The organism is Nostoc sp. ChiSLP03a (assembly GCF_034531215.2).
Lineage (GTDB): Bacteria > Cyanobacteriota > Cyanobacteriia > Cyanobacteriales > Nostocaceae > Nostoc.
This window is the reverse complement of the sequence record NZ_JAVRBQ020000042.1, coordinates 72615-93017: the sequence shown is the minus strand read 5'-3', so window position 1 is coordinate 93017 and position 20403 is coordinate 72615. Positions and strand designations below refer to the sequence as shown.

The following is a 20403-nucleotide window of genomic DNA, read 5'->3' as shown; positions in this document are numbered from 1 at the left end:
CTGGTCACAGATTTTCGGTATTGCTTTCTCTAACAAGCGCTGGTTGCACTTCTTTATGTTGTTCGTGCCAGTCACAGGCTTGTGGATGAGTGCCGTCGGCATCGTCGGTTTAGCACTGAACCTGCGGGCTTATGATTTCGTTTCCCAAGAATTACGGGCGGCGGAAGACCCAGAGTTTGAAACCTTCTATACCAAAAACATTTTGCTGAATGAGGGTATCCGCGCTTGGATGGCTCCTCAAGATCAACCCCACGAACAATTTGTATTCCCTGAGGAGGTATTACCACGTGGTAACGCTCTCTAATAGACCAAATATCTTAGGCGGCGCTGGACGCGACCAAGAATCCACCGGGTTTGCTTGGTGGTCTGGTAACGCACGTTTAATCAACCTATCTGGCAAACTACTGGGCGCTCATGTTGCCCACGCTGGTTTGATTGTATTCTGGGCTGGAGCGATGACTTTGTTTGAAGTCGCTCACTTCATTCCTGAAAAGCCCATGTACGAACAGGGCTTGATTTTGTTACCTCACCTCGCCACTCAGGGCTGGGGTGTTGGTGCTGGTGGTGAAGTCATCGACACCTTCCCCTACTTTGTTGTCGGTGTACTCCACCTAATTTCCTCAGCCGTCCTTGGCTTTGGCGGTATCTATCATGCCGTTCGTGGTCCAGAAACCTTAGAAGAATATTCTTCTTTCTTTGGTTACGACTGGAAAGACAAGAACAAGATGACCAATATCATCGGGTTCCACCTGATTATTTTGGGATTCGGTGCATTGCTTTTAGTGTTAAAGGCAATGTTCTTTGGTGGGTTATACGACACCTGGGCACCAGGAGGTGGTGATGTTCGGATTATTACCAATCCAACATTGAACCCAGCAGTTATCTTCGGTTATGTAATCAAGTCTCCCTTTGGTGGCGAAGGCTGGATTGTTAGCGTCAATAACTTAGAAGATGTGGTCGGTGGTCACATTTGGGTGGCCTTTATCTTAATTTCTGGTGGTATTTTCCACATTCTTACCAAGCCTTTTGCTTGGTCACGTCGTGCATCCATCTGGTCTGGTGAAGCTTATCTCTCCTACAGCTTGGGCGCTCTTTCTCTGATGGGCTTCATTGCCTCAATCTTTGTTTGGTTTAACAACACCGTTTATCCAAGCGAGTTCTTTGGTCCTACCGGTCCAGAAGCTTCTCAAGCTCAGGCTTTGACCTTCTTGATTCGTGACCAACGCTTGGGTGCTAACGTTGGTTCTGCCCAAGGCCCTACTGGTCTAGGTAAATACCTGATGCGCTCTCCAACTGGTGAAATCATCTTTGGTGGTGAAACCATGCGCTTCTGGGATTTCCGCGGCCCTTGGTTGGAGCCTCTACGTGGTCCTAATGGTCTTGACTTGGAAAAAATCAAGAATGATATTCAGCCTTGGCAAGCTCGTCGCGCTGCTGAATACATGACCCACGCTCCTCTGGGTTCTTTGAACTCTGTAGGTGGTGTGGCTACCGAAATTAACTCCTTCAACTACGTATCTCCTCGCGCTTGGTTGGCGACTTCTCACTTCGTACTAGCATTCTTCTTCCTAGTTGGTCACTTGTGGCACGCTGGTCGCGCACGGGCTGCGGCTGGTGGTTTTGAGAAAGGAATTAACCGTGATACTGAGCCAGTGATGTTCATGGACGACCTAGATTAGGTTGTAAAGTTTATTTCATCACTGACTATTAATTTAAAAGCTCTTGCATAAAAGCAAGGGCTTTTTTTATAGGAAAATTAGTAATCTATTAATTAAAGCGAGCGACTTGCCAAGGGAACTAATCTATGAACGATTCCAATTTTATTGATGCTTTGCGATGGACATCTGAAGCTAAGGAAAAGTTACAAAATATTCCCTTTTTTGTTCGCTCTCAAGCTAAAGCTAGAATTGAACAGCTGGCTCGTGAAGCAGGCCAAGATGTTGTGACTGCTGATTTGGTAGAACAGGCTAGGCTTGAGTTTGGACAATAAATCAGGAGTCAGGAGTCAGAATTCAGAATTGGTAAATACTCTACCAATAAAGGGATAGAGTTTTAAGGCGAGAAGATTCCAGTCAATTTAATTCATAATTATGAATTATTATCAACTTTCTCCTACATTCATTGCTGCTAAAACAGCCTTCTGACTTACATCTCTGTAAACGGTATTTAAATATTTCATTACCAGATCACTCGAAGTTGAATTTACTGTGTTTTCCTCTTCCTTTGCTAGGGGAATCGCTCCCAATACATCTAATATCGTTTCGCTGCTAGACGGTACAATCACTACCAAGGATGACTCTAGTGGCTCATTGTATTGCCAGAAAGAGTCAATTTTTACTGAATATTTGTTATTAGTAATTGACTGATGAACATCAAGCGTTTCTGTAGTATTGGGTTCAATCTTGGCACTACGCAATTTACGTAAATCGCTGATAATTTGCTCTTTAGAACGTCCGCGCAATTGAAATAGTACAAAGGGGTCTTCACTGAAGCGATCGCCTAACTGATAGTATACAGCACCAATGTGTTTACAAGGATTTGCTTTATCAGGACAAGAGCATTTACTGTGAACATCAGCAAGGGTAAATGGAAATATCGAAAGACCATTAGCCGTGAAGACTTCTTCTATATTTTGTGGCATTTCTCCTGCTAGTAGCTTGGCAGCAAAAATTGCCTTTTGGGACATGCTTTCAATTACATAACCCCACTGTTCATCGGTAAATGGTTCAAGGGAAAGGGAAACTTTATAGGGTTCTACTTCGCTACCTTGAACCCTAGCTAATACTTTTGCACCTTTAAATTCGATGCTGAGAACATTTCCTTGACGAGCATAATTTCTGGCACGTTCTAAACGCTTTTTAAAACGATAGGAATCTAGCAAATCTAGCCATTGTTGTGACCACCATTCTCGACTTGCTTGTAATGTGTAATTAGTCATAATTAATTGAAAAACTTAGTAGTCTGTCTGATTAATTTTATGAGGTTCGTAGTGAGCGCTAAAGCGCTCAAATTAAGTACTTTAGTCCTTACTACGAACTTATTCTGGATCATCGTCAATTACTGCACTGCGATCGAGTATTAGTAAGTTACGAAGTTGGTCTGTATCCAGTTCAGTCAACCATTCTTCCCCAGCACCCACAACTTGTTCAGCCAATTGTTTTTTACTTTCAATCATGTCATGAATTTTTTCTTCTAAAGTGCCAGTGCAAACAAATTTATGTACTTGCACATTCCGGGTTTGACCAATCCGAAATACTCTATCTGTAGCTTGATTTTCTACGGCTGGATTCCACCATCTATCAAAGTGGAATACATGATTGGCTCGTGTTAGATTCAGTCCTACTCCACCCGCTTTCAAAGAAAGAATCATAATCGGGGGCCCTTGAGGATCGTGTTGGAAACGGTCAATCATTTCCTCACGTTGTTTTTTACTGGTGCTGCCATATAAAAAGACTATTTCTCGTCCTAACTGTTTTTCTAAATAGGGTTTAAGTAATTTACCCCACTCAGCAAATTGTGTGAAAATTAAAGCTCTATCGCTTTCTGCTAAAACTTCTTCTAACATTTCTTCTAGGCGCAGAAGTTTAGCTGAATTATGTTGCTCTAATGTCGCTTCTTTTAAATATTGGGCTGGATGATTGCAGATTTGTTTGAGTTTGATTAGTAAAGCCAAAATCATCCCCCGGCGTTGCAATCCTTCAGCAGATTCTATCTCTACTAAAGATTGTTCGACAATTTGTTGATAAAGTGCAGCTTGTTCGCTAGTCAGACCGCAAAATACGGTCATTTCTTGCTTATCTGGTAAATCTTGAATGATCTCGCGATCGCTTTTCAATCGCCGCAGTATAAATGGTTGCACTAATGAACGTAACTGAGTCAAAGAAGCCGTATCACCATACTTTTCAATTGGCATGGCAAACCGCCTCTGGAAAAATTGCTTATTCCCTAAATACCCAGGATTGAGAAAATCTAAAATAGACCATAGTTCTTGCAGTCTATTTTCTACTGGTGTCCCCGTTAATGCAATGCGGAATGTAGCTTCTAATTGCCGTACTGCTTTTGACTGCTTCGCCTCTGGATTTTTCACATTCTGGGCTTCGTCTAAAACTATTATCTGCCAAGAGACACTTTGCAATGACTTGATATCTCGATGAAGCAATGAGTAACTGGTAACGATTAAATCGTGTTTTTTTACAGCTTCTAAAAATGCTTTTCCTTTTGGGCGTTTGTCACCGTGATATTGCAAAATTTTCAGGCTTGGTGCAAATTTATTGACTTCCCTTTCCCAGTTGCCTAAAACCGAAGTTGGACAAACTAATAGTGTTGGATTTTCTAGTGTATACTGTTCTTTGAGATGTAGCAGAAAAGCGATAAACTGCACGGTTTTACCGAGTCCCATATCGTCGGCGAGACACGCGCCCAAACCCCAACGTTCCAAGAATGACAACCAAGCAGCACCACGTTCTTGATAAGGTCGCAACTGTCCTTTAAAGCCTGTTGGTGTGGGCAAAGGTGCGATCGCTTGATTATTTGTTAATGCCCCAATCAACTCTTGCAATGCCCCAGATGCATCAAAGCTGACCACTGGTAACTTTTCAATTGCTTGAGTATCTCCTGTACTCAGACGCAAAGCATCTTCAAGGGAAAGCGCCATTTGGTCTTTGCGAGTGGTAAAAAATGTTTGGGCTGTCTTGATATCTTGGGGCCGCAATTCTACCCACTCACCGTTAATTTCCACTAGCGGACTATTTAAAGCCACAAGTTTATCAAACTCGGCTTTGGAAATAGTCTGTCCACCAATTGCCAATTGCCATTGGAAATTTAGTAGACTCTGCAAGCCTAAACGTCCCTGCTTTTTCTTTGGGGTTTCGGCTGTAATTTTTAAACCTAAACGGTTCGCCCATCCTTCGCGGTTCGCCAAGCTGGGAGGCAAAATTACTCCTAAACCACTGTCTTCCAATCTCCAAGCTACAGCTTTGATAAACTCATAAGCTTGGATGGGGGTGAGACGAGAAAATTGGGGATATTCGGTTTCAAAACTGGCTGCTATTGTTGGATATAAACGGGAAGCTACCCCCAAACCTCGCAAAAATGTTTCTTGTAGTTGGTCAATTGTGCGATTTTCATAAACCAATTGTTCAACTGGATTGTTCCAAATAGTTGCTGCATCCACTAAAAACTCTCGATCGTCAGCTGCTTGCAAAAAATACGCCAATGTCCAATCTGTTTCGCCAGACTCTGGAGAACGCAGTTGAAAACAGGTACGAAATAGACTTTTAAGAGTTAATTGGTATTGTAGCGGCATAGTCCAAGCCTTCAATGCCGCTTCCAGTCGTTCTACTTCAAGTGCATCTGCATTAACTGTACCAGATCCACTAGTTAAGGCTGGCAACCACTGTCGCACCCCAGATGGTAAAGATGCGATCGCTTTAGCTTCAATTAGAGGTTGAGAACCCATCATTTCTCGCACTTGGACATCTATCGTACTGTTGAGAAATCCCAAAAGTAATTCTTGAGGTTCTGTGGGAAAGTCTACATAAAGTAGGGATTGAGGAAACTCCTCCTCAGTCCCCACTTCCTCTTGATAAGTGCGACAAATCAACGGTATATTCCCAGAAAATCTTTCTAGGCGGGTTCCATCTACAGCACTATCTAGAAGTACTCGCCATTTGGCAGAAAATGCACCATCTGATTGTCGGTCAATTGTTGGTAAAAACTTACATCGGGAGATTAAATCTAAACTCCATCGGGCAACCTGCGACCAAAAGCGTAAATCTCCACCCAAAAAAGCATCTTCCCCTTTAGCAGCATTCAGGGGAATAGAAGCGAGAAATTTTACTGCTTCGCTGGGGTTAAGACAAAAACCTTCAACTCGCCACGGTTGCAAATATTGCGGGGAGTCTGTATTTTCCCCCAAGCTGGCAGAATGTACAGGGAAAATCGCTGTTGTTCCTTGATCGCTACCTTCTATATAAGTTGGTAGGGCAATGATTTGAGAGTGTGTTGGTAAACCGATCTCAGGCGTACTGGCCGCTTTGCGCGTTCGCTTAGTAGTTGCGAACGCTTTGCTTGCCGCAGGCATCGCAACTTGAGGTTGCTGAATGAAGTTGGTAATTGCCATGTTCTGGGAACGCAACCACTCACTCAACTCAACCGATGTCATTGCCAATGGATGTAGTGGGATATCTCCAGATCCATTAGACTCGAAATTCACTCGTGGCGATCGCCAAGTTTCCCCCCAAATAAATAAACTACCATTTTGATTTTTTAATAACCAATTACAGTGTAAAATCGCCATTTGCTAACTACTCAGATTTTCCCAAAACTCTAGAATTCAAATCACAATTATTCTACTTTTTGCATCTTCTCAACAAAATTTATTGCCGAAATTTCTCATATAATAAATATTTCAGTAATTATTCCATATAAACATTGTTAATAATGAATTTTCCCCTAATTAAAGTCTTAAAAATCGGGATGTTAGTGGAACTGGATTATATGCATCCTCAAGAAAAAGAGGTTGTCAGATCGTTACTCAATGTTGTAATTGTTGAAGGTAAAACTTATCCTCAAAAGCAACCTCTATCTCCTACAGAATTTTCAGCTTACTGGTTAAGCAAGGATGTCTTTGTTGTCAGGACATCTGTTGTAGAACCTACACACAAGTCAAAAGAAATATTAGGGGCGTTTTATTTAAAGCCAAACTTTCCCGGTCGGTGTAGCCATATTTGCAACGCTGGTTTTATTGTACAACCTGGATTACGCGGTCAGGGTTTAGGACGGTTCATGGGAGAGGCTATGCTTTCGATCGCAGCAAACCTGGGCTACGAAGCAGTGATGTTTAATTTGGTCTTTGAGACTAATATACCTTCAATTACACTTTGGCAGTCGTTAGGATTTGAGATTATTGGGCGAATTCCGGGTGCGGCGAAGCTAGAGAATGGGCAGGTAGTAGACGCGCTAATCTTGTATCACACTTTGCGTTAAACGACTTGTCTATCTTTGTATGTACTAGAAGTCAGCCATAGGGCATAAATGTTAGGATTGCCACAGAAAGAGAATAGCGAAAGAGAAGGAAAAAAAACTGAATGGCAGAAGTTGATAAGTCAATATCCTTCGATGGAAGGGATATTCGACTGAAAGTAGGCCTATTAGCTCCCCAGGCAGGTGGGTCGGTTTTGATAGAATCAGGGGACACATCCGTTTTAGTGACGGCTACGCGATCGCAAGCCAGAGAAGGCATTGATTTTCTTCCCCTGACTGTAGATTATGAAGAAAGGCTATATGCCGCAGGTAGGATTCCCGGCGGGATCATGCGGCGAGAAGGTCGTCCACCAGAAAAAACAATTCTCACCAGCCGTCTTATAGACCGTCCCCTGCGTCCTTTGTTCCCTTCATGGTTGCGAGATGACCTGCAAATTATTGCCTTAACGCTGTCGATGGACGAGTTAGTGCCACCCGATGTGTTAGCAGTTACAGGTGCTTCCATTGCTACCTTGATTGCCCAGATTCCTTTTAATGGGCCAATGGCAGCAGTGCGGGTTGGTTTAGTAGGAGATGATTTCATCATCAACCCCACTTATGCAGAAATTGAAGCCGGAGACTTGGATCTAGTAGTAGCTGGTTCACCAGATGGCGTGATCATGGTGGAAGCGGGAGCCAATCAGTTGCCAGAGCGAGATATTCTCGAGGCGATTGACTTTGGTTATGAAGCAGTGCGGGACTTAATTAAAGCGCAGCAAGATTTAATCGCCGAACTGGGTCTAGTAATAGTGCAAGAAGCACCACCAGAAGTAGACCCAACCCTAGAAAATTATATCCGCGATCGCGCTAGTGGCGAGATTAAGAAAATCCTATCTCAATTTACTTTCACCAAACCCGAACGCGATGCCGCTTTAGATGTCGTTAAGAATGAAATTGCGACGACGATCGCCGAACTGCCAGAAGAAAATCCAATTCGAGTTGCCGCAACCGCAAACAGTAAGGCACTTGGTAACACTTTTAAAGATATTACCAAATACTTCATGCGGCGACAAATTGTCGAAGATAACGTTCGCGTTGATGGTCGTAAACTCGATGAAGTGCGACCTGTTTCTTGTTTAGTTGATGTCTTACCAAAGCGAGTCCACGGCAGCGGTTTATTTAACCGGGGACTAACTCAAGTATTATCCACTTGTACTCTGGGTACACCTGGGGATGCTCAAAACCTCAACGATGACATGCAGCTAGATCAGCACAAGCGTTACCTGCATCATTACAACTTCCCGCCGTTCTCAGTCGGGGAAACCAAGCCAATGCGGGCCCCAGGAAGGCGCGAAATTGGTCACGGGGCATTAGCAGAGCGATCGCTAATACCTGTGATACCGTCAAAAGAACAATTTCCCTACGTGATTCGCATCGTGTCGGAAGTGCTTTCTTCTAACGGTTCCACCTCAATGGGTTCAGTCTGCGGTTCCACCCTCGCCCTGATGGATGCTGGTGTACCAATTATCAAACCCGTCAGCGGCGCGGCAATGGGTCTGATTAAGGAAGGCGACGAAGTACGAGTCCTGACCGACATCCAAGGCATTGAAGACTTTTTGGGCGACATGGACTTCAAAGTTGCCGGGACGGATACCGGGATTACCGCCTTACAAATGGATATGAAAATCTCCGGTTTGTCTTTGGAGGTTATAGCCCAAGCCGTCCACCAAGCCAAAGCAGCCCGGTTGCACATTCTGGAGAAAATGCTCGCCTGCATTGACACACCACGGACTGAAACCTCACCTTATGCTCCACGTCTGTTAACAATCAAGATTGATTCAGACATGATTGGTTTGGTCATCGGCCCTGGAGGCAAGACTATTAAGGGAATCACAGAGGAAACTGGTGCAAAAATTGACATCGAAGATGATGGCACCGTAACAATTTCCGCTGTGGATGAGAACAAGGCCAAGAGAGCCAGAAATATCATCCAAGGCATGACCCGCAAGTTGCACGAAGGGGATGTCTATGCCGGACGCATTACTCGGATTATACCGATAGGTGCATTTGTGGAATTTTTGCCAGGAAAAGAAGGCATGATTCACATATCTCAACTAGCTGACTACCGCGTTGGCAAAGTTGAGGATGAAGTAGCGGTAGGCGATGAAGTGATTATCAAAGTACGCGAAATTGATAACAAAGGTCGGATTAATCTCACTCGCTTGGGTATCCACCCAGATCAAGCAGCAGCAGCAAGAGAAGCAGCGGCGGTGAATCGGTAACTCGATTTGGGATTTTAGATTAGATTAAATCTAAAATCCGCGATGCCTATCGTGAAGGCATCGCCGTATGCTTCTCTAATTTGACAAATTACGAATTATTTCAACGACTTTTCTAGTGTTTTTGGCTCTGGTAGAGGTTGACCGTCAGCCAAAGATGATTCAATTAGCATTTCTAAAACTTCTTGAGCATTTTTGAAAGCTTCTTCGTAAGTATCCCCGTGAGTATGACAAAACTCTCCCCATTCAGGAAGACTCACAACAAAACACTCATCTTCATCAGACCACTGAATAATTATTATGTATTTCATATTTACTAAGAGCTGATTCGTAAAGAAAATCTTAAGGATACTCAACTCATTGCTAGGTCTGAGTTTCAGCGAATAAGTACTGTATTGACTTAAATTACTGAAACCTTTATTAGACAAGTACTTTACTTTAGTTTACAAATTAGCTCTAATAGACTCTTTTACTTCTGTATTTCTGCCAACTTCTGTTGAGCAAACTCTCGCACTTCCTTATCTGGGTCATTCGCTGCCTTGTCACGTAACAGTGGTAATGTCTGGGGATGCTGAGGAAATTGCTTGATAATTATCTCCAGTGCAATGCGCCGAGGGTTGGTTTCATAATCGTCCTTACGCTCAAAGGGGTCATTGACAGCGCAGTTGTAGTAAATTTCAAACAACTCAGGCTGATTTCTGAAGTGTTTGGCTAATACTTCGAGAACTGCACCTCGCGCATCTCCCAAATTATCAGCAGTGACGCAGCCTTGGAGAATCGAGTAAGTATCCGGGTCATCTTTGAAATTGCTGGCTAATGCTTCGATGGCGACACGTCGCACATTTCCAGAATTATCAGCGGCGCAGTCTTTGAGAATCGAGCGGGTGTCTGGGTCATCTGGGAAATTGTTGGCTAATACTTTGATGGCTGCACGTCGCACATACCCTTCATTATCAGCAGTGGTGAGGTCTTTGAGAAACGAGCGGGTCTTCAGGTCATCTTTAAAATTGCTGGCTAATGCTTGGATAGCTGCACCTCGCACATCTCCAGATTTATCAGCAGTGGTGAGGTCTTTAAGAATCGAGCGGGTGTCTGGGTCATCTTTAAAATTGCTGGCTAATGCTTGAATAGCTATACCTCGCACATACCAATCATTATCAGCAGTGGTGCGTTCTTTGAGAAACGAGCAAGTGTCCGGGTCATCTTTGAAATTACTGGCTAATGCTTGGATGGCTGCACGTCGCACATACCCTTCATTATCAGCAATGGCGCGCTCTTTGAGCCAATGGTTTTTTCTACCCAATCCAACGCTAGATATTGCAACAATGTAGACTTGCCGGAACCAGGATCGCCTAAAATAACTAGATAATTTTTGCGTTGCTTATCTCGGATAACATCTAATACTGAACGGATTGGCTGTTCAAAATAATTACGTTGATAACGTTCTGTTTCTTCTTGAAGTTTTTCTATTTCAAATTCCGTATCTAATTGATTACTTTCTTGTAGCCTGCAGAGATGTTCTTTAGGTACTTCTGGTAAAACCTGATAAACTTGCCGCACATTTTGCGGGATAAACATTTGCCATAAATTTACCGGATGTTGGCGAGATGTAGTTTCTAAACTATCTAACTTCAGATTGCCGTAGCGTTCACGAATAGTTTCTAAATATCGCGGTAAATTAAAATCCTTGGGAATATCAGCGTTTTCTTTTAAAGTCTTATCAATACTGGATAATTTTTTAATTTCCAAGATATAGCGTAATTCTTCTGAATCCGAAAGAATATCTTGAACTTGTATGAGATACTGTTCTGTAATTGTTTGCCAGTTCAATTTAGGCGGTAGAGGTTCGAGTTGAAGTCTTTTCCAACTATCTGCTAGTGTTTTAAAATCTATATAATCACATTTAATATCAAAAGCCTGACCAAGAATTTCTTTAACCGACTTATCACGGATAAATTGATTGATATCTTCAGCGTAATTTTGAATTTCAGTTTCCGAAAGTTTGCAACGAACCTTTAACTGCTGTTGCATCAGTTGCAAAAATTCGGTCAGCGCCATGACAACAGCTTTTTGAAGCGGTTCTTCTTTAAAGGGAGCAGTTACAGCATTATTAAAGATATGTTTGAGAAAATCTTTAGCGTAGTCCTTGACTAAATCTTTGAAAAATTCTTCGCTGATAATAGTTTTGACAATAAATCCAACCGTTTTTTGACCTATCCAGAGAGTGAACCACTCAACTATCATACTCACGCCTGCTAAGTGCTTGACTACGAGTATATACACCTGTCAGAGAAATCTTTCCAGATTTCTAGATTTTTAGCTTAAAAGCGATGCTGGCTGAAGATTTGTTAAAAATAACTAATATACTATGCATGGATATTAGGAATAATTTTATGGTTCTACAAGTTAACCCCATCCAAAAAGAACCTACTGTTACTTGGGAAGCACTTCCTGCCGACTTCATTTTACCCGACGATCCAGTGGAAAATATTCAACAACCCGCGATCGCTGCTGCGCTTACCGATGCTTTGGGAAGCACAGGACGCATCCAACCCCAGATGCTGATTGGCTCTAATTTTGGACTTGTAGCCACAGTCAACAAAAAAATCGTTGTCAAAGCCCCAGACTGGTTTTATGTCCCTCAAGTGCAGTCTGTAGGAACAAATGTAGTTCGTCGCAGCTATACCCCGAATTTAGAAGGCGGTGCTGTAGCTGTAGTGATGGAATTTCTCTCAGATACAGAAGGGGGAGAACTATCAGTCCGCTCAACTCCGCCCTACGGTAAACTCTATTATTACGAAAAGATTCTCCAAGTTCCAACCTACGTAACCTACGACCCTTACGAACCAAGCATAGAACTACGCTGCTTGCAAAATGGACAATATACTTTGCAGCAAGCAGATAGCAATGGACGATTTTGGATTCCTGAGTTAGAGTTATTTCTCGGAATTTGGCAAGGTGAAAGATTATGCCAAACCATGAATTGGCTGCGGTGGTGGGATACAGAAGGAAATTTGCTGTTGTGGAGTAGCGAACAAGCCCAACAGGAAAGCCAACGCGCCCAACAGGAACGCCAGCGTGCTGATATATTAGCAGCTAAGTTACGTGAGCTAGGTATTGACCCTGATGCGACTTTAAATAGCCCGTTGTAGACATCGCATAACCTAACAAATGCTGGGAATAATAATTTTGGTACATCAGCACCAAAATTCATTCCATGAAACAGCAAAAAAATCACTTCAGCCATCTCACTGCGATTGAAAGAAGTTATCTATCATTTCCGGCACAGTTTTTATTAAATCAAAATCTTCTCCAAGGCAAAATACTAGACTTTGGTTGTGGCTTTGGTAATGATGTTAGATTATTGCGCCAAAAAGGTTGTGATATTACAGGCTATGACCCTTATTATTTCCCAGAATATCCTGATAATAAATTTGATACCATAATTTGCTTTTATGTTTTAAATGTTTTATTTCCCGAAGAACAAACTAATGTCTTAATGGAAGTATCACACTTATTAAAACCAGGAGGCAAAGCTTATTATGCTGTTAGAAGGGATATCAAAAGGGAAGGATTTCGAGAACATTATGTCCACAAAAAACCTACTTATCAATGTATTACAAAACTTCCCTTTACTTCAATTTGCTTAGATGAATATCGAGAAGTATATGAGTATGTTCACTATAATCATCAGCGAAATTCATCTAACTATTGCATATTCTGTAATCCCCATAAAAATCTAAAACTATTAACTGAATCAGCAACAGCTTATGCTATTTTTGATGGCTATCCAATAAATAAAGGTCATGTTTTAGTTATTCCCAAACTTCATGTTAGCAATTATTTTGAACTTCCATTAAAAGAGCAATCTGCTTGCTGGTTTATGGCGAACAAAGTACAAGAAATTCTCAAAAGTGAATTTGAGCCTGATGGCTTTAATGTAGGAATGAATATCAATCGAGCTGCTGGTCAAAATATTATGCACGCTAGTATTCATATCATCCCTCGCTACAAAGGTGATACTGTCTCTGCTAAAAGTGGAATTAGGAACGTTATTCCTAAAAAATAATAGTTTTTCTGTAATGATTCAGGATTCAAAATTATATTTCAATGATGCTAGCGATCGCAGGATACGCTACAGTTGCAGCAATGGAAGCAGCAGCAATTTTGCTTTGAGAAAAAATATTTTGGTAAAAGCTGGAGTATGTCGGCTCAGGCTGGCAATCTCGCGTAATTCAGGCATTTGCAAACCTTCTTCGCCACTATAGCGACTCTCAAAACATTGTGTGTAGATACGGTGGTAAGGAGTTTGTTTTGGTTTTACCTGGGCTGACACAAGAGAAAGCATTTCAGCACGCCGAACAGATCCGGTTATCGTTTCAAGCTGGGCGGTTGGAATCTGAAGATAAACAAATACATACAACGGTTTCAGGTAGAGTGACCGCCTAATTTTGAGATTTTGTTGAAAATATTGCAAAATATTTCAGTTAGGCCAGATTATCTGGATCTATTCCCAGCGCTCTTAATTGTTCCGCCAACTGTCGAACCCGTTGTTCTGCAACATCGGCGCGTTGTGCTTCTTGTTGGGCGCGTAGTGTTTCTTGTTGAGCGCGTTCCGCTTCTTTTTGAGCGCGTTGTGCTTCTTGTTGGGCGCGTAGTGTTTCTTGTTGAGCGCGTTCCGCTTCTTTTTGAGCGCGTTCCGCTTCTTGTTGGGCGCGTAGTGTTTCTTGTTGGGCGCGTAGTGTTTCTTGTTTTACTTGTTCTGCGGGCGTGAGATAACGTTGTCCTTGCTCGTCATACCAATACATCCATTCCCGCGTTACACCACAATAATTTCCTCTTTCGCAACCAATTCCCAAGTTAATTTCTGGTAGCCAAACGGGGTTTCCCTCTTGCAATTCATACTTACCATTAACTAACTTATGTACTTCCAGATGCGGTTTGCGGCGGCGGCGAGAGGAATAAATCACGTAATAAAGTACACCTAAAGCCTCATATTCAGCCAATTTAGTAGTGTATTCCTTGCGATAATTTTGAGAAACTACTTCTAGGACGAAAATCGGTACAACGTTTTCATCCCACAGCACATAACTAGGACGCAGTTCCTCATCATAAAAGCGCTCTACTCCTAAGCTCAAAAACCCATCTGGCACAATTGGCGGTTTATCGGGATGATAATAAATACCCATATCTATCGCAAATAACCAGTCCATGCGCTCTGACCAAAGCATCAGCAAGATCGCCTTCAGCAAGCCTGGTATCAATTCTTGCAGTTCATTATCCACAGGCGTTTCATCAGAGTCTGGTAGTTCCTCGGCTGAGGGCAAGTACCTTGGCAAGTTGTACTCTAACATGGCTGGTTTTCCCAAAACTCAAAGGATATTTGGTTCTATTTAGCTCACCAGAATTATAGCGATTTCTCTGCTAGCAATTAACGCCCATGAATAGTATTGGAACAGGAACGTGCATCAAGCCCAAAATTATTTATGTATTTGAGCTTGAGCAGTTGCCCTAAAATATGTCCATTTGTGCGATCGCAATCTCTATCCCAGGAAAAATTATATGCGATCTAGAAATTTTATTGCGATCGCATAAATCAGTGGTTAGCGCATATTTTTGTCCTACCTAACTTGCTCGCACACGATAAATAACCATCTTGACCTTTTTTGATTATTTTATGGGCAAAGTCACAAGATCGATTCGGCTTCAAGTTGCGATCGCCCATTACCATGATGCACTAAGGCTGCTGTTCCATGTTCTGAAGCACGTAACTCTTTGTCAGAGATTTGTGGCTCCTTGGTATAGACTGAACTTAGTAAGATATTCAGAACTCCACTTGTTTCAGCTTGGCTGACGGCGCGATGTGTAATCAATTCACCTACATTCAGTATCACGTTGTCTTCTGGGTTAAGAATAACACGGGTAACTGGACGACCCAATGCTTGTTTAATCCGTTGATTTTTTATTGCCTGTCTGCTGCGTCCTTGTAACTTTTCTGCCTTCGCTTTCAAGGCTTGCCAGAAAGTGTTGAGATTCTCTTGAGCGATGCTTACTCGATCGTCGAGTTGAACTTTGTTTTCTAACCATCTGTCACTTGCAGTAGAACGGACTGTGGTTGCCAGATTCAGACCGACAGCGTTCAGCAATTCTGCTTCTTTACCGTAAATCTGAGCGCGATTGAGAAGAGATTCTGTCACAATCTGCCCAGATGCCGCAATAATTAAGCCATCGTCAGTACGTACTGTTCGCAGGACTCTGCGCCCTCTTGCCTGCTGGATCGTTACATTTGCTGTCAAGGAATCAACTGAGTAACGCAGACTAGCGGCGCTGCTCTGATTTACGCTGCCAATTCGATTGCCAATAGATTCGTTGCTGCTTGTAAATTGCGGCTGATGTTGGCAGTCAGACTGCCACCCGTGGCTCAATAGAGTTCATCAAGGATACCCAGGCGATCGGCCGCTTCTGCATCAATTAGGGTGACTTCTTGACCCTTTAGTAACAGTACATTCCCATCTGGAGTCAGCACATCCCGCTCAAGACGCTTGCCAATCACATATACTTTTTGTTCGGCAGGATCGACCAAATTGTTAGTCAGGGAGGTAGTTGCATCTCGATTGAAGTCTTGGAGTTTGCTGCTAGAAGCATCAGTTGCGGCTTGCAATTGCTCACCTGCATTCTGGCTTGCTGACTGTAGCCCCCGGTTCACTTTCTCTACCGAGCTTTGTAGTTGCTCATTCACAGTTTGAGCTGCTGTTTGCAGTCTGCGGTTAGTACTCTGGGCCGAGTCCTGCAATTTATCTCCAGTTGCCTGAACGGCTCCTCGGATACCACCAACCTGTTCTTCCATCAATTGAGCAATTTCTGGAGGTACAAAAGCAACATCATCACCAATTTTCAGTGTTTCGCTAGCAGGAACAAACGATCGCCCCGAATAAGCATCAGCAAATACACCGCCAGAAACTTCGTATCCTTCCACCAGTCCACTATGCTCATCAAAGAACAAATCTACCAATCCACCGAGATAAAGTCCCTCTGTAGTTAGAATTTTCTTTTTTTTCAGGACAATATTCTGGTGCAGAATCTCTTTAATTACAGGGACACGATGTGCCTTCACAACCGATTTTTTCGAGTTAACTACGATCGCATCTGACCCGATGGCTTGTACCTCTTGTAGGGGAATCACTTTTGCGTCTCGAAACAGTCCCTTCTCTGCAACTAGAAAACCCAAAAGTTGATTGCGTTCCCGATCGACAATTAAATCGATGATTCGGACAATTTTTTTACCTGTGTCGTAGGTGACGACCACTTTATCGAGAATATCACTACCTTTAAGCATTATATATCCCTGGTCTTTTTATTGATTTGGTTGTTGAATTATTTGTTCGTTAGTAGCCCGAAACTTAAGTTGAAAATATTGTCCTTCTCGTCCAAAACCGGGAACTATATCAATCACACCAAAGTATTCGGAAAGTACCCCAAATATGGCCAGCAGAATGATTAAGCTGGTGATATTCGCTCCAGTATTAGATCGTTGTCCTACTAGTCTAGGCATTTGTTTTTTATTTATTGTTGTTTTCTAGGGCTAACCTTACTGAAAAAATCATACAAGACTATTGATATATTTTTTATCTACAATTTGCCTTGATTAAGTTTAATCTTTAGAAATAAAAAATAAAATTTACTAGTTCTAAAGATAGCTATAATCCGGTTTGCCTTCAATCTTTTGGAAGTAACTATTTTTAGTGAATTGAGCTTTATTCATCTTCAATAGAACATCAAACTTATCAGAAAGCTTTCACGATTTCCTGAGACTATTGCACAAATATTTTATGGTAAGATAGAGGTTTTACCAGAAAGCTAATGGTAATATGCGATACGAACAAATCAAAAGCCGATCGGTTGGTGAATTTAGCGCCTGTTTGGGATAAAAGTTGCAATATTTTGCTTTGACTAAGGGATACCACTTGTGGTATCTAGAAATAGCCAAGATTTGATAGATATAATAGTTACTCGCTTGTTTCGTGGTTGTCTATAGCATTGCCCGATCTAAAGTTGCAGCCCAGTCAAGAATACAGGCATTTTTACCCCACTCAGAAAGTTGCTTCAGCCGATAAAATTTTGGTAACTCTTAACTATTAATAAATATATCGGTGCTTAGTGCTATTAATGCTTTATATTTAGCGACAGGATGATGCAAATAGCCACTCACCTTCAAATACTTAGGAGGCAGTATCCACCGAAAGCAACTCATGCTTTGATACCACCACCAGATAGTGTAAGTTAAGGTTAAGTCGATATTCAAACGAATAATTTTTGCTCAATTGCGACAGATAAAGACTAAACTAAAAAGTCTTGTGCAGCAAAACCTGTAGCTTTAAATGAAGTAATCATGTCTAAGGTTCTTGTCTCTGATTCGATTGACCAAGCTGGAATTGACATTCTTTCGCAAGTTGCAACCGTTGATGTCAAACTAGGTCTAAAACCAGCGGAACTGATCGCAATTATTGGTGAGTATGACGCGCTAATGATTCGCTCTGGTACGCGTGTTACTCAAGAAATCATTGATGCCGGCACCCAGCTAAAAATCATCGGTCGTGCTGGTGTGGGTGTGGATAATGTGGATGTTCCTGCTGCCACCCGCCGGGGAATTGTAGTCGTCAATTCTCCAGAGGGAAATACAATTGCCGCCGCCGAACACGCGCTAGCAATGATTTTGGCTTTATCTCGCCACATCCCCGATGCTAACGCTTCGGTGAAACGTGGTGCGTGGGATCGCAATAGTTTTGTTGGTGCGGAAGTCTACAAAAAAACTCTCGGCGTTGTCGGTTTGGGTAAAATTGGCTCCCATGTTGCTACGGTAGCTAAGACAATGGGGATGAAACTCCTAGCTTACGATCCTTTTATTTCTACAGAACGAGCCGAACAACTTGGCTGTCAGTTGGTGGAGCTAGATTTACTCTTCCAGCAAGCAGACTATATCACCCTCCACATTCCAAAAACCCCAGAAACTACCCACTTAATCAATGCCACAACTCTGGCAAAAATGAAACCCACAGCCCGGATTATCAACTGCGCTCGTGGTGGGATCATTGATGAAGTAGCTTTAGCAGCAGCTCTGAAAGCGGGTAAAATCGGCGGTGCAGCCTTGGATGTGTTCGAGTCAGAACCACTGGGTGAATCGGAATTGCGATCGCTAGGCAAAGAAGTTATCCTCACCCCCCACTTGGGAGCCTCTACGGCAGAAGCTCAAGTGAATGTGGCTATTGATGTTGCCGAACAAATTCGGGATGTACTTTTAGGACTACCAGCACGTTCAGCCGTCAACATTCCTGGACTCGGCCCCGATGTGTTGGAAGAACTCAAACCCTATATGCAACTAGCAGAAACTCTAGGTAATCTGGTAGGACAGCTAGCTGGCGGACGGGTGGAAGTACTCAATATTCGACTGCAAGGGGAACTCGCAACCAACAAAAGTCAGCCTTTGATCGTCGCTGCCCTCAAAGGACTACTTTACCAAGCTTTGCGGGAACGAGTAAATTACGTAAATGCCAACATAGAAGCCAAAGAACGCGGAATTCGGGTAATTGAAACTCGCGATGCTTCCATTCGAGACTATGCCGGCACACTGCATCTAGAAGCCACGGGTACTTTAGGTACTCATTCTGTCACAGGTGCTTTGTTGGGTGAGCGGGAAATCCACCTCACCGACGTTGACGGTTTCCCGATTAACGTCCCACCCAGCAAATATATGTTGTTTACCCTGCACCGCGATATGCCAGGGATTATCGGCAAACTTGGTTCCCTACTCGGCAGTTTTAATGTGAATATTGCCAGTATGCAAGTAGGTCGTAAAATCGTCCGTGGTGATGCCGTAATGGCTTTGAGTATAGATGACCCTTTACCAGAGGGCATTTTGAATGAAATTATAAAAGTCCCTGGTATTCGGGACGCGTATACAGTAACACTATGAGTGCTGAGTGCTGAGTAACGAGTGCTGAGTGAAGAAAAGTTAGGAGTGAGTAATGAGGAGTTAAAAAGAAAACTCCTAACTCCTAACTTCTAACTCCTAACTCCCTCATACTCAGCACTCAGCACGGGCTAAACGCCCCGCTACTGCTAACAGCACTCAGCACTCTAAAGATGGCAAACACCTGGTGGGAAATACAGATTTTATGCGAACCAGACCTAGAAGATACGATCTTTTGGCGACTGGAAGATTTTGGCTGTCGTGGTACGGCTAGTGAAAACAAAGGAAATTCATCTTTAGTCAGGGCTTATCTGCCGACAATTCAAACACAGCTTTTAGATTTAGCAGCGCTGTCGCTATGGCTGCGTCAAGATGCTCTCTGTGTAGGAATTTCATCTCCCTCCTTGCAATGGCAGTTAATTGATGAGGAAGATTGGGCGACTAGCTGGAAACAATATTGGCATCCCCAAGAAATAGGCGATCGCTTCTTAATTAACCCCGCTTGGCTACCATTACCAGAAAAAACCGAACGGTTAGTAATTCGCCTCGATCCTGGTGTAGCATTTGGAACGGGCAACCATGCGACCACTCAGCTATGTTTGGAATCGCTGGAAATGCGACTGAGTGGAGTTCCGCAGTCCTTTGTGGGTAATAGTGGCAAACACGAACATCTGGTAATTGCGGATATTGGCTGTGGTTCTGGTATCCTTTCCATTGGGGCGCTGTTATTGGGTGCTGAGAAAGTCTATGCAGTGGATACTGACCCTTTGGCGGTGCAATCAACTATCAGTAATGGTACGCTGAATGATATTAGCTCAGAACGTTTACTACCTGCACAGGGAAGTGTAGACGTTTTGAAAAAACTAATTGAAAGCCCAGTGGATGGTATTGTCTGCAATATTTTAGCTCATGTAATTATTGAATTGGTTCCAGAAATGAGTGCGATCGCTAAACCTGAAACTTGGGCGATCTTCAGTGGTATTTTACTGGAACAATCTAAAGCTGTTGCTGACGCTTTAGAAGAAAATGGTTGGGTTGTCGCTACCCTGTGGAAACGCAAAGAATGGTGTTGCTTAAATGTACGGCGTTCTTAAGCCAGTAGAAATAAATTATCGCAATCCGCAGATCCCCACTTCTTTAAGAAGCCGGGAGCTTTAAGTAAGTGACATAATATATAGATTAGCCACTATTGAC

18 protein-coding genes and 1 pseudogene are annotated in these 20403 nt (G+C 42.8%); 10 read left to right on the top strand and 9 right to left on the bottom strand.

The features are described 5' to 3' along the window. From RMY32_RS06845 to RMY32_RS06835, 3 genes and pseudogenes are all read left to right on the top strand, one after another. Positions 1 to 304 (top strand): annotated as a pseudogene (locus tag RMY32_RS06845) (photosystem II D2 protein (photosystem q(a) protein)); the annotation flags it as partial. Further along, complete coding sequence (psbC, locus tag RMY32_RS06840) at positions 288 to 1679, top strand: photosystem II reaction center protein CP43 (protein WP_322714732.1); 1392 nt, start codon at positions 288 to 290, stop codon at positions 1677 to 1679. The pseudogene RMY32_RS06845 and the gene psbC, both read left to right, overlap by 17 nt. Before the next feature lie 125 nt (positions 1680 to 1804). Further along, on the top strand, positions 1805 to 1990 hold the full coding sequence (locus RMY32_RS06835) for a PCP reductase family protein (RefSeq protein ID WP_322671257.1): 186 nt from the start codon (positions 1805 to 1807) through the stop codon (positions 1988 to 1990). Between the two features lie 111 nt (positions 1991 to 2101). Here the strand turns inward: RMY32_RS06835 and RMY32_RS06830 are convergent, their stop codons facing one another. Next, positions 2102 to 2938, bottom strand: a complete 837-nt coding sequence (locus RMY32_RS06830; RefSeq protein WP_322714731.1) for an SWIM zinc finger family protein — start codon at positions 2936 to 2938, stop codon at positions 2102 to 2104. Positions 2939 to 3037: 99 nt separating this feature from the next. Next, positions 3038 to 6298 (bottom strand): DEAD/DEAH box helicase, encoded by a 3261-nt coding sequence (locus RMY32_RS06825; RefSeq protein ID WP_322714730.1) that lies wholly within the window; start codon positions 6296 to 6298, stop codon positions 3038 to 3040. 143 nt (positions 6299 to 6441) lie between these two features. On the opposite strand from RMY32_RS06825, the gene RMY32_RS06820 reads away from it, so the two are divergent. Further along, positions 6442 to 6987 (top strand): N-acetyltransferase, encoded by a 546-nt coding sequence (locus tag RMY32_RS06820; protein WP_322714729.1) that lies wholly within the window; start codon positions 6442 to 6444, stop codon positions 6985 to 6987. Between the two features lie 101 nt (positions 6988 to 7088). After that, positions 7089 to 9245: a polyribonucleotide nucleotidyltransferase gene (locus RMY32_RS06815; protein ID WP_322714728.1), complete on the top strand. Its 2157-nt coding sequence runs from the start codon at positions 7089 to 7091 to the stop codon at positions 9243 to 9245. A gap of 95 nt (positions 9246 to 9340) precedes the next feature. Here the strand turns inward: RMY32_RS06815 and RMY32_RS06810 are convergent, their stop codons facing one another. From RMY32_RS06810 to RMY32_RS06800, 3 genes are all read right to left on the bottom strand, one after another. Continuing rightward, entirely contained in the window at positions 9341 to 9553 is a 213-nt protein-coding gene (locus tag RMY32_RS06810) for a type II toxin-antitoxin system HicB family antitoxin (protein ID WP_322714727.1), read from the bottom strand. 158 nt (positions 9554 to 9711) lie between these two features. Next, on the bottom strand, positions 9712 to 10560 hold the full coding sequence (locus tag RMY32_RS06805) for a HEAT repeat domain-containing protein (RefSeq protein ID WP_409882412.1): 849 nt from the start codon (positions 10558 to 10560) through the stop codon (positions 9712 to 9714). Beyond that, on the bottom strand, positions 10461 to 11486 hold the full coding sequence (locus RMY32_RS06800; protein ID WP_322714725.1) for a hypothetical protein: 1026 nt from the start codon (positions 11484 to 11486) through the stop codon (positions 10461 to 10463). Before RMY32_RS06800 ends, RMY32_RS06805 begins: the two co-directional genes overlap by 100 nt. 149 nt (positions 11487 to 11635) lie before the next feature. Here RMY32_RS06800 and RMY32_RS06795 point away from each other — a divergent pair, with 149 nt between their 5' ends. The 3 genes from RMY32_RS06795 (at position 11636) to RMY32_RS06785 (ending at position 13691) form a co-directional block, all read left to right on the top strand. Then, positions 11636 to 12394 (top strand): Uma2 family endonuclease, encoded by a 759-nt coding sequence (locus RMY32_RS06795; protein ID WP_322714724.1) that lies wholly within the window; start codon positions 11636 to 11638, stop codon positions 12392 to 12394. 65 nt (positions 12395 to 12459) lie between these two features. Further along, positions 12460 to 13311, top strand: coding sequence for a bifunctional class I SAM-dependent methyltransferase/HIT family protein (locus RMY32_RS06790; protein WP_322714723.1), 852 nt, complete (start codon positions 12460 to 12462; stop codon positions 13309 to 13311). A 215-nt stretch (positions 13312 to 13526) separates the two neighbouring features. Then, positions 13527 to 13691 carry a GGDEF domain-containing protein gene (locus RMY32_RS06785; RefSeq protein WP_322714722.1) on the top strand — a complete coding sequence of 55 codons (165 nt, stop codon included), beginning with the start codon at positions 13527 to 13529 and terminating at the stop codon, positions 13689 to 13691. A 38-nt stretch (positions 13692 to 13729) separates the two neighbouring features. Here the strand turns inward: RMY32_RS06785 and RMY32_RS06780 are convergent, their stop codons facing one another. The 4 genes from RMY32_RS06780 to RMY32_RS06765 form a co-directional block, all read right to left on the bottom strand. Next, positions 13730 to 14596, bottom strand: a complete 867-nt coding sequence (locus RMY32_RS06780) for a Uma2 family endonuclease (protein ID WP_409882405.1) — start codon at positions 14594 to 14596, stop codon at positions 13730 to 13732. A gap of 333 nt (positions 14597 to 14929) precedes the next feature. Beyond that, the gene (locus tag RMY32_RS06775) at positions 14930 to 15667 is read right to left on the bottom strand and encodes a hypothetical protein (RefSeq protein WP_322714721.1); all 738 of its coding nucleotides are present in this window, start codon (positions 15665 to 15667) and stop codon (positions 14930 to 14932) included. Next, the gene (locus RMY32_RS06770) at positions 15664 to 16578 is read right to left on the bottom strand and encodes a PRC-barrel domain-containing protein (RefSeq protein ID WP_322714720.1); all 915 of its coding nucleotides are present in this window, start codon (positions 16576 to 16578) and stop codon (positions 15664 to 15666) included. Before RMY32_RS06770 ends, RMY32_RS06775 begins: the two co-directional genes overlap by 4 nt. Positions 16579 to 16596: 18 nt before the next feature. After that, positions 16597 to 16794, bottom strand: a complete 198-nt coding sequence (locus RMY32_RS06765; protein ID WP_322714719.1) for a hypothetical protein — start codon at positions 16792 to 16794, stop codon at positions 16597 to 16599. An 837-nt stretch (positions 16795 to 17631) separates the two neighbouring features. Here RMY32_RS06765 and serA point away from each other — a divergent pair. Together serA and prmA are read left to right on the top strand one after the other, a co-directional pair. Then, positions 17632 to 19212 (top strand): phosphoglycerate dehydrogenase, encoded by a 1581-nt coding sequence (gene serA, locus RMY32_RS06760; protein WP_322714718.1) that lies wholly within the window; start codon positions 17632 to 17634, stop codon positions 19210 to 19212. A gap of 170 nt (positions 19213 to 19382) precedes the next feature. Then, positions 19383 to 20303 (top strand): 50S ribosomal protein L11 methyltransferase, encoded by a 921-nt coding sequence (gene prmA / locus RMY32_RS06755; RefSeq protein WP_322714717.1) that lies wholly within the window; start codon positions 19383 to 19385, stop codon positions 20301 to 20303. Positions 20304 to 20403 lie beyond the last annotated feature (100 nt).